Below are 18,723 nucleotides of genomic sequence, written 5' to 3'. Positions count from 1 at the left end.
GTCGCAGGCCAGCTTACCGGAAATCGGCCCGGGTCAATACATACATGTTCCTGCGGCCATGCGAATAGGCTTCGCGCGCGACATCCTGGATCGACGAGCGCTCCGCATCGAACGCGCTGAGATACTCGGCTTCGGCTCCGCTCGTGGCCGTTGCCGCCGAAAGCGCTGCAATCTCCACAAAGAACGGCACTTCGAACATGCCGTCATGGCCGACGAAACGAATGCGCTTGGCCGCCGCGTCGTAGGAGCGGCTGCGGTTGGGAAAATTGAGCGTCACACTCAAGCTCCTTGATTAGTGGCAAAGCCGGCCATGTCAGATCAGGCGGTGGGTTTCGGCGAGCTGACGCGCCCGCCGCACCGTGCCGTCGGTGTCGGCAATCCTGCGCCTTGCTGCCTCGTCACTTCTTATCGTCAGCCGCGCGGATATGACTTTTGTGGGCTTGATGATCGGCTTGATTGTTACGGTCGAGCCATCAGGCGTTTTCACGGAAACCATGGATTTTCCTTTCAGACATAAATAAAAATTAATACCGGGATGAAATTTTCCAGCACAATTTCAGACAATTCTTGTGAAGAGTTTGGACCGTATCATCATTCTACAAATATCACTAGAAAAGTAATTTCGCCGCAAGATCGGCACCGGGCATGAATCTTCTTGAATAAACCGCAATTTCGGATTAATGAATTGAGATCGTTTTTTGGGCCAAGCTTGGCATCTCGCGGCGTCAGAGGTTCTCGACCCGCCAAACTCATTCCAGATCGCCGATACCCAAATTGCCGATACAGGGACGCACGATACTTTAAGTCCCGATGCCGCAAAGCGGGCACTACTTTATCGGAATCACGCCAGGAACGAGACTTCGAGGCACGAGAATGTCTGGCCGAACTACCCATTCCATCGCGCATTTCGAGGCGCCCTTCATGCTTGGCGGCCTGGAGGGAAAGTTGCCGGCCGGCGACTACGACATCGACCACGATGAGGAGCTTATCGATGGCATGTCATGGCTTGCCTGGCGCCGTGTCGCCACCTTCATCCATCTGCCGGCGAGAACGGTGAAAAGCCAGACCAGCCAATTGGTCGCCATCGACCTCGCCGACCTCGAAACCGCGCTGAGGCGCGACCAGGAGAATGCCGCATGATCCGCTTCCAGCAGAACGCGCGCCCGCGCACCGATACGCCCGCGCATCTTTTCGCAATCGGCCAGACCGTTCGCATGAAGAGCCGCACCGGCCTTGTCCAGAAGACCGCGGAGCTGTTCCAGATCAAGAGCAAGCTGCCGGTCAAGGACGGCTCGCCGCAATACCGCATCCGCAGCGACGAGGAGACCCATGAGCGGGTCACCACGGAAGACAATCTCGAAGTGGCCGACAATCCGAGCGCCTAGGCCCTCGTCGACCGCCACCACCACGTTCATCAATCACGAGGACCAAGAAATGGCCAAGGGTCAACAGCGCAGCAACCGCGAGACACGCAAGCCCAAGAAAGACAAGGCGGCGGCAAAGCCGGCCTCGCCCTTCGGCTCGGCCGTCAAGCAGGCGGAAGCCGGTTTGAAGCCGAAGTCCAAGGGCTAGCGCTCCGAAGCGCCGCGCGCGCCTCACCATGCTTGTGCACCTGAGCGGCTTTGGTGCACCCGCAGGACTGCGTCGCCGCAACACGGAGGCGTGCTTGAACTTCGTTGTCGAGTTCTATCGATCGCGCGACGCCGACGAAGCGATCCTCGACAGGGTATCACTCGAGGCGCCGAACCTGCGCGCCGCCCTGCAGGGCGCCACCGAGCTGTTCCGCTCGCTGGCGATGCCGCAGATCCCGGACCGCCTGCGCATTTCCGACGAAGACGGCAGCGAGCTCTATGCCGGCCCGGCCGATGGAGCGTATCCAGCGCACGGATGAGCAACACTGCATTCATTCAGCCACTAGCGGTTCTGCTTTTGATAGAATCGCCGAACCGCTCTAAGTATTTGTTCTTACGCAATTCCCCAGGGAAAGCGCTACGCGCTTTTCCCGGGAAAACCGCCACGCACCTTTTCCTGGAATTGCTCTAGCGGATCCAATTAAAGATCACGTAACGTCAAAAGCCATATAAGGTCCGCTGGAACCGGGCCCGATCACGGTTGGCTGCCCGGCAGGCCGCGCACGAAATCGTCGCTCGCAGCCGAAGGCAGGGAGGCGCACATGGACAGGCCGCGCATCATCGTGACTGCGGTGGTGTTGGCCTTGCTCGGCGCCATCGTGCCTATCGCGGCGATGTTCCACTTTTCATGGGTTCTGGCGGTTCAAGAAGAACATCAACGGCTGGATCTGTTCGCCAACCGCGCGATCGCCAGGGCCAGCATATCGCTCAAGGATGCAACCGACGCATTGCGTGAGATCGACCGGTTCACCGGCGACCGCTGTTCGGTGGGCCACATTGCCCGCATGCGGCAGCTCACCATCAACACCCGCTCGATCGAAGAGATGGGCTATTTCGAAACCGGACTGCTCAAATGCACATCCTGGGGCTCGACCGAAGGACGCGTTGCGCAAGCCGCACCGGATTTCACCACCGCAGACGGCGTTGCCGTCACTGCCCGGATACAGCCCCTGGCCGACCAGGCCCATCCGCTGATGGCCCTGCACTACAAGCACCATAATGTCCTTGTCGATCCTCTGCGCTTTGTCGACATTGTCGTCGATCCCGACATTCAGCTTGCCCTCGCGACCGACACCGGCGTCCTGCTCAGCGCGTTGAACGGGCCTGATCCCGCCCGCATCGCCAAGATCATCGCCACCCCGGGCAAAGGCCTGGATGACGGTCATCTGTTTGCCACGGCGCGCGGGACGGACTGGATCGCCGTCGCCACCGAACCGGAAAGCCAGATCGTGGACAGCGTACGCAGCCGGCAATTGCTGTTGCTTCCTCTCGGCGTTTTCATTGCCGCCTTCATCATCGGCATGGTTGCCTGGTTGTCGCGGCGGAGGCTGTCGCCGCTGGGAGAATTGCAGATTGCCGTTCGCAAGCACGAATTCATCGTCCACTATCAGCCGATCGTCGAGCTCAGGACCGGCAATTGCGTGGGGGCCGAAGCGCTGGTTCGCTGGAGACGGCCCGACGGCTCGCTGGTCCGGGCCGATCTTTTCATCCCGCTGGCAGAAGAGAGCGGCCTGATCGCGGCAATCACCGATCAGGTCATAGCCCTTGTCGTTTTGGACCTGAAAAAGCTTCTTGTCGCCAATCCTTCCCTCCACATCGCGATCAATCTCAGCCCGGCCGACGTCAGAACGGCAAGGGTCCTTCCGGTCATCGAAAAGGCCTTGCAGCACACCGGAATTCAGCCTCGGCAGATCTGGCTGGAGGCGACGGAGCGCGGTTTCGTCGACGTCGATTCAGCGCGCTCGACCGTCATTCGCGCCCGCGAGCTTGGCCACGCGGTCGCAATCGACGACTTCGGCACAGGCTATTCCAGCCTGTCCCACCTCGAAGGCCTGCCGCTCGATGCGCTGAAGATCGACAAATCGTTCATCGACACGATCGCCACGGATTCCGCCACCAGTTCCGTAACGCCGCATATCATCGACATGGCCAAGACGCTGAAGCTGAAGATCATTGCCGAGGGCGTGGAGACGCAGGCACAGGCCGACTATCTGATGGAACGCGACGTCGACTATGGTCAGGGCTGGCTGTTTGCCAAACCCATGCCCGCAGCCGAGTTCATCGCCTATTGCCGCAAGGCGAGGCTGTCGGCGTAGAGGCAAGTGGCGCCAGCTGCCCTTCGCCCGCCTATGTCCAGTTGATAGATGGGCCCCTCCCCGTCGCCGGACGGGGAGGAAACCAGCCCTTAGCAGGGGCCGTCTTCGACGATGCGATAATCGGCGGCGCGGGCCTCGCATGCGTTGGGGAAGGTGCGCAGGTCGCCACGGCGGCGTGCGCAGACAGGGGCATACTCGCGGGTGCAGAATGTCTGCTCCTCATCACCACCGCCACCGCCGTCACGGCACTGGCCGTCGCGGATGATGCGATACCCGGCTCGCTCGGCAAGGCAGGCATTGGCGAAGGTCTGGCGGTCGCCGCCACGCCGGGCGCAGACCGGATCATATTGCTTGGTGCAGAATTGCGGCCCGGGCCTTGGCGGACGGTACCCCGGTCCTTCGTCCACCACCACCGCGGTGCAGGCCGCAAGAACTGCCGACAGCAACAGGATGGCAAAACCCTGCCGCGAGAAGATTGCCGCAAGAAATTTCATGACTATACCTCCCTCAAGCCCCGCTCCAATGCATGTCGCCCAAAGCATGCCCACGGGCCTGATCCGAGGGTGCGCAGCGGTTTTGGGATAACGACATGCACAAGAAAATGCAAAACGCGCTCTACTCCAAGCCGATCCTCGCCATTCCACCGCCAAATGCAACCCCTGTTTGCAAGCTCTCAGCCCGCTGGACCATGCGTGGGCGGGCACTGGCCGATGACCGGACGAGCACCCCAGCCTATCGGTGCCATGCGTCGGAATGCGCCCGTCGGGAGGCCCGCGGGCGCTACCTTGCAACGATCACCTTTCCGTGCGATAAATTTCGTGTTCGGGCATTTGCGACCCGGAGAGCGGAACGTTTTGGACGACCTTTCCCCGATACTGTGAATCTCTGACGGCCCCGTTTTTCGGCGGGGGGTTTTGACCATGCGCCAATGCATGACTGCCGAAGCAACCACCGGGACTTGCCCACGGCGTCAGGCGGCGGGCAAACCACAAGACTGACACGGGTGAAGGAGTTTCCCCAATGGCCCAGACCGGCACCGTTAAGTTCTTCAACGCAACCAAAGGCTTCGGCTTCATCACGCCAGATGACGGCGCCAAGGACGTGTTCGTCCACATCTCCGCGATCGAGGCTTCGGGCCTGCGCACGCTCGTTGATGGCCAGAAGGTCACCTTCGATGTCGAGCCGGACCGGATGGGCAAGGGGCCGAAGGCGGTCAATCTCCGCGCCGACTGAACCGTCGCGCGCACGTCCGCTCGGACGTGCTCAGGGACTGTGCCTGAGGTCTCCACAGGCCTTGTGCCGGCTTTCAGCGCCGGATCCGAGTTTTCGAAGGCGCGGCGGTTTTCGTCGCGCCTTTTTTCGTGCCCGGGTGGGCAAGCCAATGCGCGCAAAACTTTCTCTTGCCGATGACGCTAAAATAAACGACAAATTTCCACTCGGGCATTTGCCGGCCCGAGACTGGACTTGATGGGATCAAAGGAGCTTCCCATGCCGCAGACCGGCACCGTCAAATTCTTCAATCATGCCAAAGGCTTCGGCTTCATCACGCCGGATGATGGCGCGAAGGATGTCTTCGTCCACATTTCGGCCGTGCAGGCGTCGGGTCTTCCCGGTCTTGAGGATGGGCAGAAGGTAACATTCGACACCGAGCCGGACAAGCGCGGCAAGGGTCCGAAAGCCGTCAACCTGTCGATCGGCTGAGCCGGGATCGAGACAGCATCGGACGGATTCCGCAGGGCAAGTCCGCTCCTTGTTGAGCGTGCGATATTTGTGGCTCGCGCCAAGCCTGATCGATGAATGTCGACTGGTCCCAGCCCGCCAATTTCGTTCAGCCCCCGTTCAGCCACGGTCGCCTACTAGTCTTCGATAAGCCGGACCGCATCCCCAAATTATCCGGGCCGGCACGAAGGAGACCGACATGAACCGAATTTTCAAGACCACCATCCTGTCCGCCGCGATTGTCGCGACCACGCTCGCGACCTTGCCCGCGGCCAGCGCCGGCGACTGGCGCCACCGGCACCACCATCGTGGCAATGGCAATGGCGACGCGATCGCGGCAGGCGTCCTTGGCCTCGCGGCCGGCGCCCTGATCGTTGGTGCGCTCAACAACCCGCAGCCCAGCTATTACGATCCCGGCTATGATGATTATGGGCGTTATCCACGGCCAGCCCCGGTGCGCCGCTACTACGCGGAACCGCGGGTCGCCTATAATGATGGTTACGCCGAGCCATGGACCCGTGGCTGGTATGAATATTGTTCGGATCGCTATCGCTCGTTCAACTCCCGGACCGGCACGTTCACCGGCTATGACGGCGAACAGCATTTCTGCACCGCCAACTAATACATGTCGCCCAAAAGCATGCGCACGGGCCTGACCCCAGGGTGCATAGCGGTTTTGGGATAACGACATGCACAAAGACAAAGGCCTTAAAGCGCAAAGCGCTTTAAGGCCTCCCCAGCCCTAAAAAAGCGCTGTCCGCATGGCCAGCGCTTTTTTGTTGTCGGCATGCGCAAGACAAGGGCCTGACGCGCATCGCATGAGGCGCCTCAGATGCGACGCGCTTTAAATCAGGAATGGATTGCTCCGGCGCTCCTCACCGAAGCGACCGCCGGGACCATGGCCGCAGATGAAGCCGACGTCGTCGCCGAGTGGCAAAAGCTTGTCCTTGATCGACGCGATCAGCGCGGCGTGGTCGCCGCCCGGCAGGTCGGTGCGCCCGACAGACCCACGGAACAGCACGTCGCCAACATGGGCGAACTTCGCAGCGCGATTGTAGTAGACGACATGGCCGGGCGCGTGACCCGGGCAATGAAAGACCTCGAACGCGTGCTGGCCGAACGAGACGGTATCGCCTTCGCTGAGAAAGCGGTCGGGCATGCAATTGCGCACCGGATCGGTGATGCCGTAGAGTTTTGCCTGGTTCTCGAGGTTGGCAAGCAATGGACGGTCGGCCTCATGCGGGCCGATGATCTGGACGCCGAGCGCCTCCTTCAGCTCCATGGCGCCGCCGGCATGGTCGATATGACCATGCGTGATCCAGATCGCGCCGGCGTTGATCGCGTTATCCTTTAGCACCGCCAGCACCTTGTCGATGTCGCCGCCCGGATCGACGACGACGCCTTGTCTGTCGTCCATGTCGAAGAGGATGGTGCAGTTTTGCTGGAAGGCCGTGACCGGCACGATACTGGCATTGAGCTGACCCATGATCGTCCTTTCGCTGTGTCGCCCCTGATGTAGAGACACATGCAAACGGCGTCCACCGTTGGCACGGACACAAAAGAAATGGGCGGCCGAAGCCGCCCATGCGAAAGCCCGAAACCGCCAAGCTTACTTCTTCATCGCATTCATGACCGCGCCGATGATGGCCGTCAGAATGGCGCCACCACCGGCACCGCCGACGATGTTTTGCAGATTCAGCGCGCTGCCCAATCCGCTAGTTGCCGCTGCGGCTGCAGCCGGATCGATCGTACCGCCGCCGAGCAGGCTGCCGAGGATCGCCGCGCCGCCGACGCCGCCAACGGCGCCGCCCAGAATTTTGGGAAGCTGACCCATTGCCGCTGTCTTGATCGCCGCGCCAACCGCCTGACCACCGATGATACCCGTAATCACCTGAATAATGATCGGAAGAAGCGTGTTCATGTCCATGTTACCAGTCCCTCCATAGCTGCCAGCCTCCCGGGCCGACACCATCATGAGACGCCGAATTGGACGAAAGTCAAATGCAGAAGTACTTAAATAAAAGGGGCAGCCCGAAAACTGCCCCTACTTGTTAAAAAAGCTGTGACTTTCGTTATTCTGCGGCGATCGCATGCTTGGGTTGAACGGCCGCAGAATAGTCGTTCATCAGAGTCTTGGCGATTTCACCCACCTCGAATCGGTATTGACCGATCTCTGAAACGGGCGTCACCTCGGCCGCGGTCCCGGTGAGGAAGCACTGCTGGAAGCCTTCGAGCTCTTCCGGCATAATGGTGCGCTCGATCACCTCAAAGCCGCGATCCTTGGCAAGACCAATGACTGTACGGCGGGTGATGCCGTCGAGGAAGCAGTCGGGGGTGGGTGTGTGGATCTTGCCGTCCTTGACGAAGAAGATATTGGCGCCGGTCGCTTCCGCAACCTGGCCGCGCCAGTCGAGCATCATGGCGTCGGCATAGCCCTTGGCTTCGGCGGCATGCTTGGACATGGTGCAGATCATGTAGAGGCCGGCAGCCTTCGATTTCGACGGCGCAGTGCGCGGATCGGGGCGGCGCCATTCGGCCAGATCGAGACGGATGCCCTTCAGCTTCTGTGCCGGATCGAAATAGCTCGGCCACTGCCAGATGGCGATGGCGCAGTTGATCCGGCTGTTTTGCGCCGAAACGCCCATTTGTTCGCTGCCGCGCCAGGCGATCGGCCGGACATAGGCATCCTGAAAGCCCTGCTTCTTCAACAGCGTGCGGCAGGCGTCGTCGATCTCGGCAACCGAATAGGGAATCTTGAAGCCGAGCAGGCGTGCCGATTCATGCAGGCGCTCGCTGTGGTCGGTCAGTTTGAAAATCTCGCCGCCATAGGCGCGCTCGCCCTCGAACACCGCGCTGGCGTAGTGCAGGCCATGGGTCAACACGTGGATCTTGGCGTCGGCCCATTTGACGAACTCGCCGTTCATCCAGATAAAGCCGTCCATTTGGTCAAAGGGAACGGATGCCATGGTAACCTCCCGCGGGCGGCCGCCCGCACATCGTTGTGTCGTTGCGCGTTTCTTATCAGCCGCACCGGGCGGCCGGTATCTCGAAGCGTAGGCGGATATATAAGGTCTGGCAAACACAGGAAGTTCCGGAAAAACGGCTTTCCCTTGCCTTTTCGTTCGCAATCCGCCGAAAAGCTTGTCAAAAATTACCATTGCCGGGAAATTACGTCAATAGTACTGACATAATTTCCCTTTCGCACGGAGAAAAGATGACGGATCGCAGCCACCCAGCCGGAAAACCGATCAGGACGGCGGTCACCGACGAGGACGGCATCGACTTTGCCATCATCGAATTGTTCTTCTTCGCCTATCGCGATTTTACCTCCGATCCGGACCAGATCCTGTCCGATTATGGCTTCGGCCGCGCCCATCACCGGGTTCTGCATTTCGTCAATCGCAGGCCGGGCCTGACGGTCGCCGAACTCCTCGACGTGCTGAAGATCACCAAGCAGAGCCTGGCACGCGTGCTCAAGCAACTGATCGACACCGATCATGTCGTCCAGTTGCAGGGCCCGCGCGACCGCCGCCAGCGCGAACTCTATCCGACGGCCAAGGGCCGCGCCTTGGCGCTGGCGCTGGCACGGCCACAGTCGCGCCGCATCCATGCTGCATTGGAAGATTTCGGAGCCACCGAACGCGCCTTGATCGAACGCTTCCTGGAAGCGATGGTCAATCCGGAACTAAGGGCGCAGATCGACATTGTGCCCGCAAAAATGTCAGGGAAAAGCCATGGAGACCATTGAAAGGGTTGATCAACCGGCAGCACCGGATGATGATGCGCCGCATCTGCTGGTGATCGATGACGATACCCGTATCCGCAATCTTCTCAAACAATATCTGACCGAAAACGGCTTTCGCGTCACCGTTGCCGGAAATTCCGGCGAAGCGCGGCGCAAGCTCGCCGGCCTCGATTTCGACCTGCTCGTGCTCGATATCATGATGCCGGGCGAAACCGGCGTCGACCTCGCCAAGGCGTTGCGGGCGACCAAGAACGTGCCGATCCTGATGCTTACCGCGCTTTCCGAGACCGACAGCCGGATCACCGGGCTCGAGGCCGGCGCCGACGACTATCTGCCGAAGCCTTTCGATCCCCGCGAATTGATCCTGCGCATCAACAACATCCTGCGCCGCGGCGGTCCGGCAACGACGCCCAAGGTCGAGCAACTGGTCTTCGGCCCTTACACCTTCCAGATCGCCAGGCGGGAGCTCAAGCGCGGCGGCGAGGCTCTGAAGCTGACGGACCGCGAGCAGGAGATCCTGGCGATCTTCGCGGCGCGGGCCGGCGAAACGATACCGCGCCATGAACTTGTCGGCGACGAGTCCGAAGTCGGCGAGCGCACCATCGACGTCCAGATCAACAGGCTGCGCCGCAAGATCGAACGCGATCCGTCCAACCCGGTCTGGCTGCAGACCGTGCGTGGTATTGGGTATCGGCTCAGCGTGGAATAGACTGCCGCAATGCATGTCGCCGAAAAGTGCGAAGCGGTTTTGGGACGACGACATGCATAAAGTCGAAAATTGCAAGCGCAGCACTGCGCTTGCGGGTCCCTTGTTGAGCTGCAGATGGGCAAAAAGGGCGAATGGCGACCACGCAACTGGAACGGCCGGAAGATAGCGGCTTGAGCGCTCGCGCCAGGCGGGCGCTGAAGGCGGTGCCGCTTGCCTGGAAACGGTTCTGGCGCCTCGTTTCGCTTTACATGCCGAAGCGGCTTTATGCCCGCTCGCTGATCATCGTCATCGCACCGATGATCCTGCTGCAATCGGTCCTCGCCTTTGTCTTCATGGAACGCCACTGGCAGACCGTGACGCAGCGCCTGTCGCAGGCCACGGTCCGCGACATTGCCGCGATCGTCGACCTGGTTGAAACCTATCCGAACGACGCCGACTACGCCAATATCATCCGCATCGCGCAGGATCGCATGCAGCTGAAGATCGACTTGCTTCCGCCCGATCCGCTGCCGGCGCCCGGTCCAAAGCCGTTCTTCTCGATCCTCGACGAAATTCTCTCGTCCGAGATCACCCATCAGATCAACCGGCCGTTCTGGATCGACACGGTCGGCAATTCCAATATCATCGAGGTCCGCGTCCAGCTCGAGGGCAAGGTGCTGCGCGCCTTCGTGCGCCGCAGCCAGGCCTATGCCTCGAACACGCACATTTTCCTGATCTGGATGGTCGGCACCTCGCTGGTGCTGCTGATGATCGCCATCCCTTTCCTGCGCAACCAGATCCGGCCGATCCTGACGCTGGCCGAGGCCGCCGAAAGTTTCGGCAAGGGCCGGCCGATGCCGCGCGATTTCCGTCCGCGCGGCGCCGAGGAGGTCCGCCGCGCCGGCTTTGCCTTCATCCAGATGCGCGAACGCATCGAACGCCAGCTCGAACAGCGCACCGCTATGCTGACCGGCGTCAGCCACGATTTGAGAACCATCCTCACTCGCTTCAAGCTGCAGCTTGCGCTGACCGGGACCAAGGCCGACACCGAGGCGCTCGGCCAGGACATCGATGACATGCAGTCCATGCTGGAAGGCTATCTCGCCTTTGCTCGCGGCGAGGCAACGGAAGACGCCGGCCGTTTCAATCTTGAAGCGTATTTCGAAAAGCTGGGCGAGGAGGCCACGCTGCGCAAGCGCAAACTGTCGACCGCGCTCGCCGGCGATCCAAATGTGCATGTGCGGCCCCACGCCTTTGCCCGGCTGTTGTCCAATATCGTCGGCAACGCCTTCCGTTACGCCAAGACGGTTGAAATCAACGCCAATCATGGCCGCGGCTCGCTGCTCGTCACCATCGACGACGACGGTCCGGGCATTCCGCCCGAAAAGCGCGAGGACGTGTTCAAGCCTTTCGTGCGGCTTGACGAGGCCCGCAACCTCGACGCCAGCGGCACCGGCCTTGGCCTTGCCATCGCACGCGACATAGCCCGCAGCCATGGCGGCGATATCATGCTGGACAAGAGCCCGCTCGGCGGCTTGCGCGCCGTCATCAAGGTTCCGGCCTGATTAGAGCGACGTGCGTCCAGTTGGACGCACAAAGTACGCTCTAACACTTTGAACCTACGCACCGTGCTTTCCGAACCGAAGGTCAGCGCAGCAAAAATCGAATTCGATTTTCGGGACGACGCGCTGCTTTTCTGGCAGCTGCGGACGACCGCCGGTTTGCGCCTTCATCGGCCCGTCATGAAACCATGCTGAAGAGCGCGCATGAAGCGTGCGATCCTGATTGATTCGGCCTTGCGGCCTCGCATCAAGGAAACCGACGACATTTCAAGCAAAGGGCTGCTATGCGCATCCTGATGGTCACCGACGCCTGGCGCCCGCAAGTCAACGGCGTCGTCCACACGCTGGAGCGGCTTTCGGAAACCCTGAAATCCTTCGACGTCGAGACGGACTTCCTGACCCCGAACATCTTTCGCACCTTGCCCCTGCCTACCTATCCGGACATCCGGCTGGCGCTGACGACGCCGGGCCATGTCGCGCGCCTGATCGAAGCGCGCAATGCCGATCATATCCATATCGTCACCGAAGGCCCGCTCGGCATCATGGCGCGGCGCTATTGTCGCAAGGCAGGCCGGCCGTTCACGACGAGCTATCACACGCGCTTCCCGGAATATCTTAGCGCGCGGCTGCCTATACCGGAGGCCTGGGCCTACCGCTGGCTTCGCGATTTCCACAATTCCGGACAGGGCACGCTGGTCGCCACCCAGTCGCTGGCGGACGATCTATCGGCACGCGGCTTCACCAAGCTGAGGCCATGGACGCGCGGCGTCGACACCGACCATTTCCGGCCGGACAAGAGGAAGGAACTGGGGCTCAAGGGACCGATCTTCCTCTGCGTCGGCCGCGTCGCGATCGAAAAGAACCTAGCCGCCTTCCTCGATCTCGACCTGCCCGGCAGCAAGGTGATCGTCGGCGAGGGGCCGGAGTTGGCCAGGCTCAAGGCCAGATACCCCGCTGCCCATTTCCTTGGCCACCGCCCGAATGACGAACTGGCCGAGATCTACGCCTCGGCCGATGTCTTCGTCTTCCCCAGCCGCACCGACACATTCGGCAATGTCATCATCGAGGCGCTGGCCAGCGGCACGCCGGTCGCAGCCTATCCGGTGACGGGGCCAATCGACATTGTCGGCGACGGGGTTGGCGGAGCGGTGTCGAATGATTTGCGTGAGGCAGCGCTCGCCGCGCTCCACGTCGACCGCGCCGAGGCGCGCGAACGGGCAATGCGCTATAGCTGGAAAGCCTGCGCGGAAATGTTCCTGGAGGCGGTTGAAGAGGCGCTGGGCACCACGCGCAAACTGACACCACCTTTCGTCATCCACGGGCGAAGCGGCGGCGAAGCCGACGCGCAGACCCGAGGATCCATGCCGTGACCTGCGAGCGACCCCTTCGGTGAAGAACTTGTTGGGTTGAGGCGACGAGCCGCACTTGCCCCACAGGAGCGGCCAGAACAACGCGATTCTGGACCGTCCTACTCTTCGACCACTGCTACGGCATGGATTCTCGGGGTTGCGCGTCCGCTTCGCCCGTGGATGACGAAGCTAAAATAATCGGCCGCCATCCGGCACCTTGCGTTCGATCGCGCCAAGCACGACGGCGCCCTCCTCGTCGGGAAAGCCAAGCGTCAGCACTTCCGACATGAAGGGGCCGATCTGCCGCGGCGCAAAATTGACCACCGCGAAGACCTGCCGGCCGACCAGCGTCTCGGGCGCATAATATTTGGTGATCTGCGCCGACGATTTCTTCACACCGATGTCAGCGCCGAAATCGATCTTCAGCTTGATCGCAGGCTTTCGCGCCTCGGGAAACGGCTCGGCTTCGATAATCGTGCCGGCGCGGATATCGACACGGTCGAAATCGGCGAAGCTGATCTCGGGCTTGCGCTGGCTGCTCGAGCTCATTGATGGTCAGGACCTGGCTCAGGCGTTTCCATAGGTCTCGAACAGGACGCCGGCCAGCGCTTCCTTGGCCGAGGTTCCCGACCAGACGACGAACTGGAACGCCTGGAAATAGCACTCACAGGCTTCCAGCGCCGACGACAGCAGCACCTCGACCTGCTGACTCGACGGCTCGACCCCACCGGCAAGCAGCAGCGACTGGCGGAACATGATCGCGCCTTCCTGTTCCCAGAGGTCGAAATGGCCGAACAGCATCTGCTCGTTGATCAGCGAAAGCAGCCGCATCACTTCGAGCGCGCGCGCCTCCGGCACCTTGATGTCGAAAGCGCAGGCCAGATGCAGCGCCTCGAAATCCTCCATCCAGGAAAATGAGACGTGGTAGTCGGTCCAGCTTCCGGCAACCGAAATCGAAATCTCGTCGTCGCCGGCCCGTTCGAAGGACCAGTCGTTGTTGTGGGCCACCTGCTCGATAACATCCACCGGATGGATTTCGCGAGAGAGGTCGAGTTCGAGAAGTTCCATGGAATGCTTCCTGTCGTTCCTTCGCATCGGCCCGAAAATCGGTTCGATTTTCGGAAAGCACGATGCGAACGTTCAAAGTTCTAGAGCGTACTTTGTGCGTCCAAGTGGACGCACGTCGCTCTAGTGAGCGCCACACGCTCCGCGGGGCACACACAACGAACAATCTTGTCTAGAACTCGGACGGCCGGGACTTCGTCAACGCAAAGACCCCAGACCGGACCCCACCGCCCGGCGCATGACCCTGCTTCGAATCATGCAACAAATTCAGTCTATTGATCGGGAGTCGCGTGACCAGCCCAATTTTTCGCACCGCGTCATTCGCATGTGGAAAGCCGCTGTCACAAAGATTCACGCAATGCCGGTAAGCGATTCACGACAAAGCGCTTTTTGCGATTGTGCTTTGTGGAAAAGTTTAACGATTATTTTTTTGATCTGGGCTTTGCCGCGGCCGCAGGCGCGGCCTGCCCGGTCAATTCGGCGAGCTTTGCCTCAAGCGCTTCGAGGCGCGCAGCAAGGCGGGTGTTTTCTTCCCTGGCCTTCGCCGCCATATCGCGTGCGGCCTCGAATTCTTCGCGCTGCACCAGGTCCATCGAGTTGAGAACGCGCTCGGCCTGCCCCTTGAAAGCGGTTTCCACTTCGCGCCGCACCCCTTGCGCGGCACCCGCGGCGTCGGTCATCAGCTTGGCGAATTCATCGAGAATGCGGTTCGGTCCGGTCGACATGGCAAATCCTCGCTTGGTCGATTTGACGTAGTGGCGCGCGACCCGGAATGCAAGCAGCCACGTCGCCTTGACCCCGCCAAAACCCTGCCGCATGGTCGCGCCCGAACGTGATCCGCAACCGGGAGATCCTGTTGAGCGAGTATCTTATGCTGCCGCTGGCGGCCCTGCCCTTCCCCAACATCGACCCGGTCATCGTCCGGATCGGGCCGCTGGCGGTGCATTGGTATGGTGTCGGCTACATCGTCGGCATTCTCTTCGCCTGGTGGTATGCCAAGCGGCTCGTCACCAATGCAAGGCTCTGGCCCGACGGCACCGTGCCTATGAAGCCCGAGGATCTCGACGACTTCATCGTCTGGGCGGCCATCGGCGTGGTGCTTGGCGGGCGCACCGGCTACGTGCTGTTCTACGACCTGCCGCGCTACATCGCCCACCCGCTCGACATTCTTGCCGTCTGGCAGGGCGGCATGTCGTTCCATGGCGGCCTGCTCGGCGTCATTCTCGCCATGACGCTGTTTTCCTGGTCGCGCGGCATCCGCACATGGTCGCTGTTCGACGTGGTTGCAGCTGGCGTGCCGGTCGGCCTTGGTCTCGTCCGCGTGGCGAATTTCATCAACTCCGAGCTCTGGGGCAGGCCGACCGATGTTCCATGGGCGGTCGAATTCCCCAATGGCGGGCCATTTGCGCGCCATCCGAGCCAGCTCTACGAGGCGCTGCTCGAAGGCCTGGTGCTGTTCCTGATCCTGCGCTTCCTCACCCATTCCAGGCTCAAGCTGAAGACGCCGCGCTTCGTCGGCGGCGCCTTTATCGCCGGCTACGGTCTGTCGCGCACCTTCGTCGAATTCTTCCGCGAGCCCGATCAGCAGCTCGGCTACCTCCTCGGCACCGGCTGGCTGACCATGGGCATGGTGCTGTCGCTACCAATGGTGCTTGCCGGCGTCTGGGCGATGGCGACTGCAAAGCCGGTAACACAACCCCAGCCGGTATGACCCGGCTGAAAACCCGCATCGTCGAGCTGATCGGTGCGGCGGGACCGATCCCGGTCAACCAATACATGGCGCTTTGCCTGTTCGATCCGCAGGACGGCTACTATACGACGCGCGAGCCGTTCGGGGCTGCCGGCGACTTCGTCACCGCGCCGGAGATCAGCCAGATGTTCGGCGAGCTGGTCGCTGTCTGGCTCTACGAAGCCTGGCTGGCGACCGGCCGGCCGATGCCGGTCACCATCGCCGAGATCGGCCCTGGCCGCGGCACGCTGATGAAGGACATGCTGCGCACGCTTTCGCGGCTCGATCCGGCGCTGACCGCCGGCGCATCCTTCGCCATGGTCGAGACCAGCCCGCGGCTGATAGATGTCCAAAAGCAAACGCTTGCCGCCACGCCGTCCACGATCGGTTGGCACGAAAGCATCGGCACGCTGCCGCAGACCCCGCTTTTCATCGTCGGCAACGAATTGTTTGACGCAGTGCCCATCCGACAGTTCGTCCACGCTGGAACAGGCTGGCGCGAACGGATGATCGGCCTCGACGGCGCGGACGAATTGCACTTCTTCGCCGGCGCCGGCTCGGTCGATCCGACGCTGTTGCCGAACGATGCCGAAAATGCGCCACAGGGCGCGATTGTCGAGGTCGCGCCGGCCCGAGCCGCGCTGATGGCGACCATCGCTGAGCGATTGGCCGGGCTCGGTGGCGCTGGCCTATTCCTCGACTATGGCTATCTCCGGCCAGGGATCGGCGACACGTTGCAGGCCTTGCGCAAGCACGATCACGAAGATGTGCTGGCCAATCCGGGCGAAGCCGATCTCACCGCCCATGTCGATTTCGCCGCCCTTGCCGCGATTGTGCGGGCGCACGGCCTCGATGCCCATCTCTCCACGCAAGGCGAATTCCTGGTGGAAATGGGCCTTCTCGAACGCGCCGGCCAACTCGGCGCCAATGCCGATGAGGCGGCTCGCGAAAAGATTGCAGGCGAGGTCGAGCGCCTCGCCGGCCCGCAAGCCATGGGTGACCTCTTCAAGGTGCTTGCCGTCCTGCCTGCCGAAATCGCCGTTCCGCCCTTTGCACCAGCGGATGGACTTTTCGCTGCCGCCTCTCCCACTCTCCCAACTTCCGACTGTCGCCCAACTTTGGACTTTCGCCCATCTTTGGACTGTAGCTTGACGAAATCGCCCACACGGACAACAACGCCGCCATGCTGAATCAGACCAAACCGGATCCCGTTCGGTCGCACTTGCTGGAGAAGGCGCGGGCGCAAGGCATTCGCCACGGCTATTTCACCCGCGTCGGCGGCGTCTCCAGCGGCATCTATCAGGGCCTCAACATCGGCACCGGCTCGAGCGACGACCAGACGCAGGTAGCCGAGAACCGCCGCCGCGTCGCCGACTGGATGGGCGTGCCTTCAACCCATCTCTTGACCGCCCACCAAATCCATTCGCCCGACGTCGTCATCGCCAGGGAGCCTTTTCCCGGCGAGCGGCCAAGGGCCGACGCCATCGTCACCGACCGGCCGGGCATCGCCGTCGGCGCCTCGACCGCCGATTGCGGACCGGTCCTGTTCGCCGATGTGGAGGCGCGTATCATCGGTGCGGCCCATGCCGGCTGGAAGGGCGCCTTGTCAGGCGTGCTGGAAAATACCATTGCAGCGATGGAAGGCCTCGGCGCCCGGCGCGAGCGCATCGTCGCCGTTCTCGGTCCTTCCATCGGCCCAGAAAACTATGAGGTCGGGGCGGAATTCGTCGCCCGCTTCGTCGAGGCCGATGCCAACAACATCCGCTACTTCGCGCCGTCGGCGAAGTCGGGACATGCAATGTTCGACCTGAACCTCTATACGGTCGATCGGCTAAGCCGGGCTGGCGTGACCGCCGACGGGCTTAGCCGCTGCACCTACGCCGAGGAGGATCTGTTCTATTCCTACCGGCGCACCACGCATCGCAACGAGCCGGATTACGGGCGGCAGATTTCGGCAATCGTTTTGGAGACAGAATAATGGCGCTGCATTTCGAACGGTCGGAATTTGACGCGCGGCGCGATCGGCTGATGATCGAGATCGCCGAAAAGAAGCTCGATGCCGTCCTGCTGTTTGCGCAGGAGAGCATGTACTGGCTGACCGGCTACGATACGTTCGGCTTCTGCTTCTTCCAGTGCCTGGTGGTGAAGGCAGACGGTTCGATGATCCTGCTGACGCGCTCGGCCGATCTGCGCCAGGCGCGCCACACCTCAATCATCGACAATATCGTGCTGTGGACCGACCGCGACGGCGCCAATCCGGCGATTGACCTGCGCAATTTGCTCAACGACCTCGACCTGCTCGGCGCCCGCATCGGCGTCGAATACGACACCCACGGCCTGACCGCCTACAACGGCCGGCGCCTGGACGAACAATTGCAGACCTTTGGCCAGATCGCCGACGCTTCCGGCATCGTGAGCCGGCTGCGTCTGTTCAAGAGCCCGGCCGAGATCGCCAAGGCGGAAAAGGCCGCGAGCCTCGCTGACGACGCGCTGGACGCGGCCCTGCCACTGATCAAGCAGGGTGGCGACGAAGCCTTGATCCTTGCCGCCATGCAGGGAGCGATCTTTGCCGGTGGCGGCGACTATCCGGCCAACGAGTTCATCATCGGCTCGGGGGTGGACGCGCTGCTTTGCCGCTACAAGGCCGGCCGCCGCAAGCTGACCAAAAACGACCAGCTGACGCTCGAATGGGCCGGCGTCTTCCACCACTATCATGCGGCGATGATGCGCACGGTGCTGACCGGCAAAGTGTCGAAACGTCACCAGGAACTGTTCGATGCGGCGCGCGCTGCGCTTCTGGCCGTAGAAAAGGCGATGACGCCCGGAAATACTTTCGGCGACGTGTTCGACGCGCATGCCCGCACGCTCGAGGCGCACAATTTGACCAAGCACCGTCTCAATGCCTGCGGTTATTCGCTCGGCGCCCGCTTCACTCCGTCATGGATGGACATGCCGATGTTTTATCAGGGCAATCCCGAACCCATCGCGCCAAACATGACGCTGTTCGCCCACATGATCATCATGGACTCCGAAACTGAGACCGCAATGACGCTTGGCCGCACCTATCTGACGACCGAATCGCAGCCGAAGCCGCTGTCCCGCCATGATCTCGACTTGATCGTGCAGTGAATCCATAATG

General features: G+C 61.6%; 25 protein-coding genes. 16 read left to right on the top strand and 9 right to left on the bottom strand.

The genetic code is table 11. The annotated features are described in order from the left end of the window. Positions 1-13: 13 nt before the first annotated feature. Both EN885_RS26310 and EN885_RS26305 read right to left on the bottom strand, forming a co-directional pair. Positions 14-277 (bottom strand): DUF1488 domain-containing protein, encoded by a 264-nt coding sequence (locus tag EN885_RS26310; protein WP_095488861.1) that lies wholly within the window; start codon positions 275-277, stop codon positions 14-16. 36 nt (positions 278-313) lie between these two features. Further along, on the bottom strand, positions 314-496 hold the full coding sequence (locus tag EN885_RS26305) for a hypothetical protein (RefSeq protein WP_095488860.1): 183 nt from the start codon (positions 494-496) through the stop codon (positions 314-316). 377 nt (positions 497-873) lie between these two features. On the opposite strand from EN885_RS26305, the gene EN885_RS26300 reads away from it, so the two are divergent. From EN885_RS26300 to EN885_RS26285, 5 genes are all read left to right on the top strand, one after another. Further along, positions 874-1,140 (top strand): hypothetical protein, encoded by a 267-nt coding sequence (locus EN885_RS26300; RefSeq protein ID WP_126105286.1) that lies wholly within the window; start codon positions 874-876, stop codon positions 1,138-1,140. After that, a complete protein-coding gene (locus EN885_RS26295) occupies positions 1,137-1,385 on the top strand; it encodes a hypothetical protein (RefSeq protein ID WP_095488858.1) in 249 nt (82 codons plus the stop codon). The genes EN885_RS26300 and EN885_RS26295 overlap by 4 nt, the downstream gene beginning before the upstream one ends. 49 nt (positions 1,386-1,434) lie before the next feature. Next, the gene (locus EN885_RS33680) at positions 1,435-1,572 is read left to right on the top strand and encodes a hypothetical protein (protein ID WP_164547135.1); all 138 of its coding nucleotides are present in this window, start codon (positions 1,435-1,437) and stop codon (positions 1,570-1,572) included. Between the two features lie 94 nt (positions 1,573-1,666). Beyond that, entirely contained in the window at positions 1,667-1,891 is a 225-nt protein-coding gene (locus EN885_RS26290; protein ID WP_126105285.1) for a hypothetical protein, read from the top strand. 282 nt (positions 1,892-2,173) lie between these two features. Beyond that, positions 2,174-3,727, top strand: a complete 1,554-nt coding sequence (locus EN885_RS26285; protein WP_127294693.1) for an EAL domain-containing protein — start codon at positions 2,174-2,176, stop codon at positions 3,725-3,727. An 89-nt stretch (positions 3,728-3,816) separates the two neighbouring features. On the opposite strand, the gene EN885_RS26280 is transcribed toward EN885_RS26285, so the two are convergent. Beyond that, positions 3,817-4,221, bottom strand: a complete 405-nt coding sequence (locus EN885_RS26280) for a Kazal-type serine protease inhibitor (RefSeq protein WP_126105283.1) — start codon at positions 4,219-4,221, stop codon at positions 3,817-3,819. Positions 4,222-4,747: 526 nt separating this feature from the next. Between EN885_RS26280 and EN885_RS26275 the strand changes: the two genes are divergently transcribed. The 3 genes from EN885_RS26275 (at position 4,748) to EN885_RS26265 (ending at position 6,068) form a co-directional block, all read left to right on the top strand. Next, positions 4,748-4,960 (top strand): cold-shock protein, encoded by a 213-nt coding sequence (locus EN885_RS26275; RefSeq protein ID WP_023799871.1) that lies wholly within the window; start codon positions 4,748-4,750, stop codon positions 4,958-4,960. Positions 4,961-5,215: 255 nt separating this feature from the next. After that, positions 5,216-5,428, top strand: coding sequence for a cold-shock protein (locus EN885_RS26270; protein ID WP_006202521.1), 213 nt, complete (start codon positions 5,216-5,218; stop codon positions 5,426-5,428). 217 nt (positions 5,429-5,645) lie between these two features. Further along, on the top strand, positions 5,646-6,068 hold the full coding sequence (locus EN885_RS26265) for a BA14K family protein (RefSeq protein ID WP_095488854.1): 423 nt from the start codon (positions 5,646-5,648) through the stop codon (positions 6,066-6,068). 222 nt (positions 6,069-6,290) lie between these two features. Here the strand turns inward: EN885_RS26265 and EN885_RS26260 are convergent, their stop codons facing one another. The 3 genes from EN885_RS26260 to EN885_RS26250 form a co-directional block, all read right to left on the bottom strand. Beyond that, the gene (locus EN885_RS26260) at positions 6,291-6,932 is read right to left on the bottom strand and encodes an MBL fold metallo-hydrolase (protein WP_095488853.1); all 642 of its coding nucleotides are present in this window, start codon (positions 6,930-6,932) and stop codon (positions 6,291-6,293) included. Positions 6,933-7,055: 123 nt separating this feature from the next. Continuing rightward, positions 7,056-7,373: a hypothetical protein gene (locus tag EN885_RS26255; RefSeq protein ID WP_095488852.1), complete on the bottom strand. Its 318-nt coding sequence runs from the start codon at positions 7,371-7,373 to the stop codon at positions 7,056-7,058. A gap of 145 nt (positions 7,374-7,518) precedes the next feature. Beyond that, on the bottom strand, positions 7,519-8,412 hold the full coding sequence (locus tag EN885_RS26250) for a branched-chain amino acid aminotransferase (RefSeq protein WP_095488851.1): 894 nt from the start codon (positions 8,410-8,412) through the stop codon (positions 7,519-7,521). A gap of 248 nt (positions 8,413-8,660) precedes the next feature. Here EN885_RS26250 and EN885_RS26245 point away from each other — a divergent pair, with 248 nt between their 5' ends. The 4 genes from EN885_RS26245 (at position 8,661) to EN885_RS26230 (ending at position 12,811) form a co-directional block, all read left to right on the top strand. Beyond that, the gene (locus EN885_RS26245) at positions 8,661-9,194 is read left to right on the top strand and encodes a MarR family transcriptional regulator (RefSeq protein WP_164547134.1); all 534 of its coding nucleotides are present in this window, start codon (positions 8,661-8,663) and stop codon (positions 9,192-9,194) included. Further along, positions 9,181-9,900: a response regulator transcription factor gene (locus EN885_RS26240; protein ID WP_036261013.1), complete on the top strand. Its 720-nt coding sequence runs from the start codon at positions 9,181-9,183 to the stop codon at positions 9,898-9,900. The genes EN885_RS26245 and EN885_RS26240 overlap by 14 nt, the downstream gene beginning before the upstream one ends. A gap of 131 nt (positions 9,901-10,031) precedes the next feature. Further along, positions 10,032-11,444 carry an ATP-binding protein gene (locus tag EN885_RS26235; protein WP_126105281.1) on the top strand — a complete coding sequence of 471 codons (1,413 nt, stop codon included), beginning with the start codon at positions 10,032-10,034 and terminating at the stop codon, positions 11,442-11,444. Positions 11,445-11,725: 281 nt separating this feature from the next. After that, entirely contained in the window at positions 11,726-12,811 is a 1,086-nt protein-coding gene (locus EN885_RS26230; RefSeq protein WP_245465667.1) for a glycosyltransferase family 1 protein, read from the top strand. 168 nt (positions 12,812-12,979) lie between these two features. On the opposite strand, the gene EN885_RS26225 is transcribed toward EN885_RS26230, so the two are convergent. The 3 genes from EN885_RS26225 to EN885_RS26215 form a co-directional block, all read right to left on the bottom strand. Continuing rightward, positions 12,980-13,339, bottom strand: coding sequence for a tRNA-binding protein (locus EN885_RS26225; protein WP_095488848.1), 360 nt, complete (start codon positions 13,337-13,339; stop codon positions 12,980-12,982). 18 nt (positions 13,340-13,357) lie between these two features. Continuing rightward, a complete protein-coding gene (locus EN885_RS26220) occupies positions 13,358-13,858 on the bottom strand; it encodes a YbjN domain-containing protein (RefSeq protein WP_095488847.1) in 501 nt (166 codons plus the stop codon). A 419-nt stretch (positions 13,859-14,277) separates the two neighbouring features. Continuing rightward, a complete protein-coding gene (locus EN885_RS26215; protein WP_128243299.1) occupies positions 14,278-14,580 on the bottom strand; it encodes an accessory factor UbiK family protein in 303 nt (100 codons plus the stop codon). A gap of 131 nt (positions 14,581-14,711) precedes the next feature. Here EN885_RS26215 and lgt point away from each other — a divergent pair, with 131 nt between their 5' ends. Genes lgt through EN885_RS26195 form a run of 4 tightly spaced genes read left to right on the top strand, consistent with a single transcriptional unit; the run spans position 14,712 to position 18,713 of the window. Further along, entirely contained in the window at positions 14,712-15,566 is an 855-nt protein-coding gene (gene lgt / locus EN885_RS26210; RefSeq protein ID WP_128243238.1) for a prolipoprotein diacylglyceryl transferase, read from the top strand. After that, positions 15,563-16,774, top strand: a complete 1,212-nt coding sequence (locus EN885_RS26205) for a class I SAM-dependent methyltransferase (RefSeq protein ID WP_128243237.1) — start codon at positions 15,563-15,565, stop codon at positions 16,772-16,774. Before lgt ends, EN885_RS26205 begins: the two co-directional genes overlap by 4 nt. Continuing rightward, a complete protein-coding gene (gene pgeF, locus EN885_RS26200) occupies positions 16,768-17,562 on the top strand; it encodes a peptidoglycan editing factor PgeF (protein ID WP_095488844.1) in 795 nt (264 codons plus the stop codon). Before EN885_RS26205 ends, pgeF begins: the two co-directional genes overlap by 7 nt. Next, positions 17,562-18,713: a Xaa-Pro peptidase family protein gene (locus EN885_RS26195; RefSeq protein WP_095488843.1), complete on the top strand. Its 1,152-nt coding sequence runs from the start codon at positions 17,562-17,564 to the stop codon at positions 18,711-18,713. The genes pgeF and EN885_RS26195 overlap by 1 nt, the downstream gene beginning before the upstream one ends. Positions 18,714-18,723 lie beyond the last annotated feature (10 nt).

This window comes from Mesorhizobium sp. M6A.T.Cr.TU.014.01.1.1, from assembly GCF_004022765.1.
Lineage (GTDB): Bacteria > Pseudomonadota > Alphaproteobacteria > Rhizobiales > Rhizobiaceae > Mesorhizobium > Mesorhizobium mediterraneum.
Note: the sequence above shows the minus strand (reverse complement) of the source record. Positions and strands in the feature narration are given on the sequence as shown.

Excerpts from the sequence above, each read along its gene's own strand:
- EN885_RS26305 (WP_095488860.1), bottom strand. The coding sequence starts at position 496 with ATGGTTTCCGTGAAAACGCCTGATGGCTCGACCGTAACAATCAAGCCG.
- EN885_RS26300 (WP_126105286.1), top strand. The coding sequence starts at position 874 with ATGTCTGGCCGAACTACCCATTCCATCGCGCATTTCGAGGCGCCCTTC.
- EN885_RS26295 (WP_095488858.1), top strand. The coding sequence starts at position 1,137 with ATGATCCGCTTCCAGCAGAACGCGCGCCCGCGCACCGATACGCCCGCG.
- EN885_RS33680 (WP_164547135.1), top strand. The coding sequence starts at position 1,435 with ATGGCCAAGGGTCAACAGCGCAGCAACCGCGAGACACGCAAGCCCAAG.
- EN885_RS26285 (WP_127294693.1), top strand. The coding sequence starts at position 2,174 with ATGGACAGGCCGCGCATCATCGTGACTGCGGTGGTGTTGGCCTTGCTC.
- EN885_RS26280 (WP_126105283.1), bottom strand. The coding sequence starts at position 4,221 with ATGAAATTTCTTGCGGCAATCTTCTCGCGGCAGGGTTTTGCCATCCTG.
- EN885_RS26275 (WP_023799871.1), top strand. The coding sequence starts at position 4,748 with ATGGCCCAGACCGGCACCGTTAAGTTCTTCAACGCAACCAAAGGCTTC.
- EN885_RS26270 (WP_006202521.1), top strand. The coding sequence starts at position 5,216 with ATGCCGCAGACCGGCACCGTCAAATTCTTCAATCATGCCAAAGGCTTC.
- EN885_RS26265 (WP_095488854.1), top strand. The coding sequence starts at position 5,646 with ATGAACCGAATTTTCAAGACCACCATCCTGTCCGCCGCGATTGTCGCG.
- EN885_RS26260 (WP_095488853.1), bottom strand. The coding sequence starts at position 6,932 with ATGGGTCAGCTCAATGCCAGTATCGTGCCGGTCACGGCCTTCCAGCAA.
- EN885_RS26255 (WP_095488852.1), bottom strand. The coding sequence starts at position 7,373 with ATGGACATGAACACGCTTCTTCCGATCATTATTCAGGTGATTACGGGT.
- EN885_RS26250 (WP_095488851.1), bottom strand. The coding sequence starts at position 8,412 with ATGGCATCCGTTCCCTTTGACCAAATGGACGGCTTTATCTGGATGAAC.
- EN885_RS26245 (WP_164547134.1), top strand. The coding sequence starts at position 8,661 with ATGACGGATCGCAGCCACCCAGCCGGAAAACCGATCAGGACGGCGGTC.
- EN885_RS26240 (WP_036261013.1), top strand. The coding sequence starts at position 9,181 with ATGGAGACCATTGAAAGGGTTGATCAACCGGCAGCACCGGATGATGAT.
- EN885_RS26235 (WP_126105281.1), top strand. The coding sequence starts at position 10,032 with ATGGCGACCACGCAACTGGAACGGCCGGAAGATAGCGGCTTGAGCGCT.
- EN885_RS26230 (WP_245465667.1), top strand. The coding sequence starts at position 11,726 with ATGCGCATCCTGATGGTCACCGACGCCTGGCGCCCGCAAGTCAACGGC.
- EN885_RS26225 (WP_095488848.1), bottom strand. The coding sequence starts at position 13,339 with ATGAGCTCGAGCAGCCAGCGCAAGCCCGAGATCAGCTTCGCCGATTTC.
- EN885_RS26220 (WP_095488847.1), bottom strand. The coding sequence starts at position 13,858 with ATGGAACTTCTCGAACTCGACCTCTCTCGCGAAATCCATCCGGTGGAT.
- EN885_RS26215 (WP_128243299.1), bottom strand. The coding sequence starts at position 14,580 with ATGTCGACCGGACCGAACCGCATTCTCGATGAATTCGCCAAGCTGATG.
- EN885_RS26205 (WP_128243237.1), top strand. The coding sequence starts at position 15,563 with ATGACCCGGCTGAAAACCCGCATCGTCGAGCTGATCGGTGCGGCGGGA.
- pgeF (WP_095488844.1), top strand. The coding sequence starts at position 16,768 with ATGCTGAATCAGACCAAACCGGATCCCGTTCGGTCGCACTTGCTGGAG.
- EN885_RS26195 (WP_095488843.1), top strand. The coding sequence starts at position 17,562 with ATGGCGCTGCATTTCGAACGGTCGGAATTTGACGCGCGGCGCGATCGG.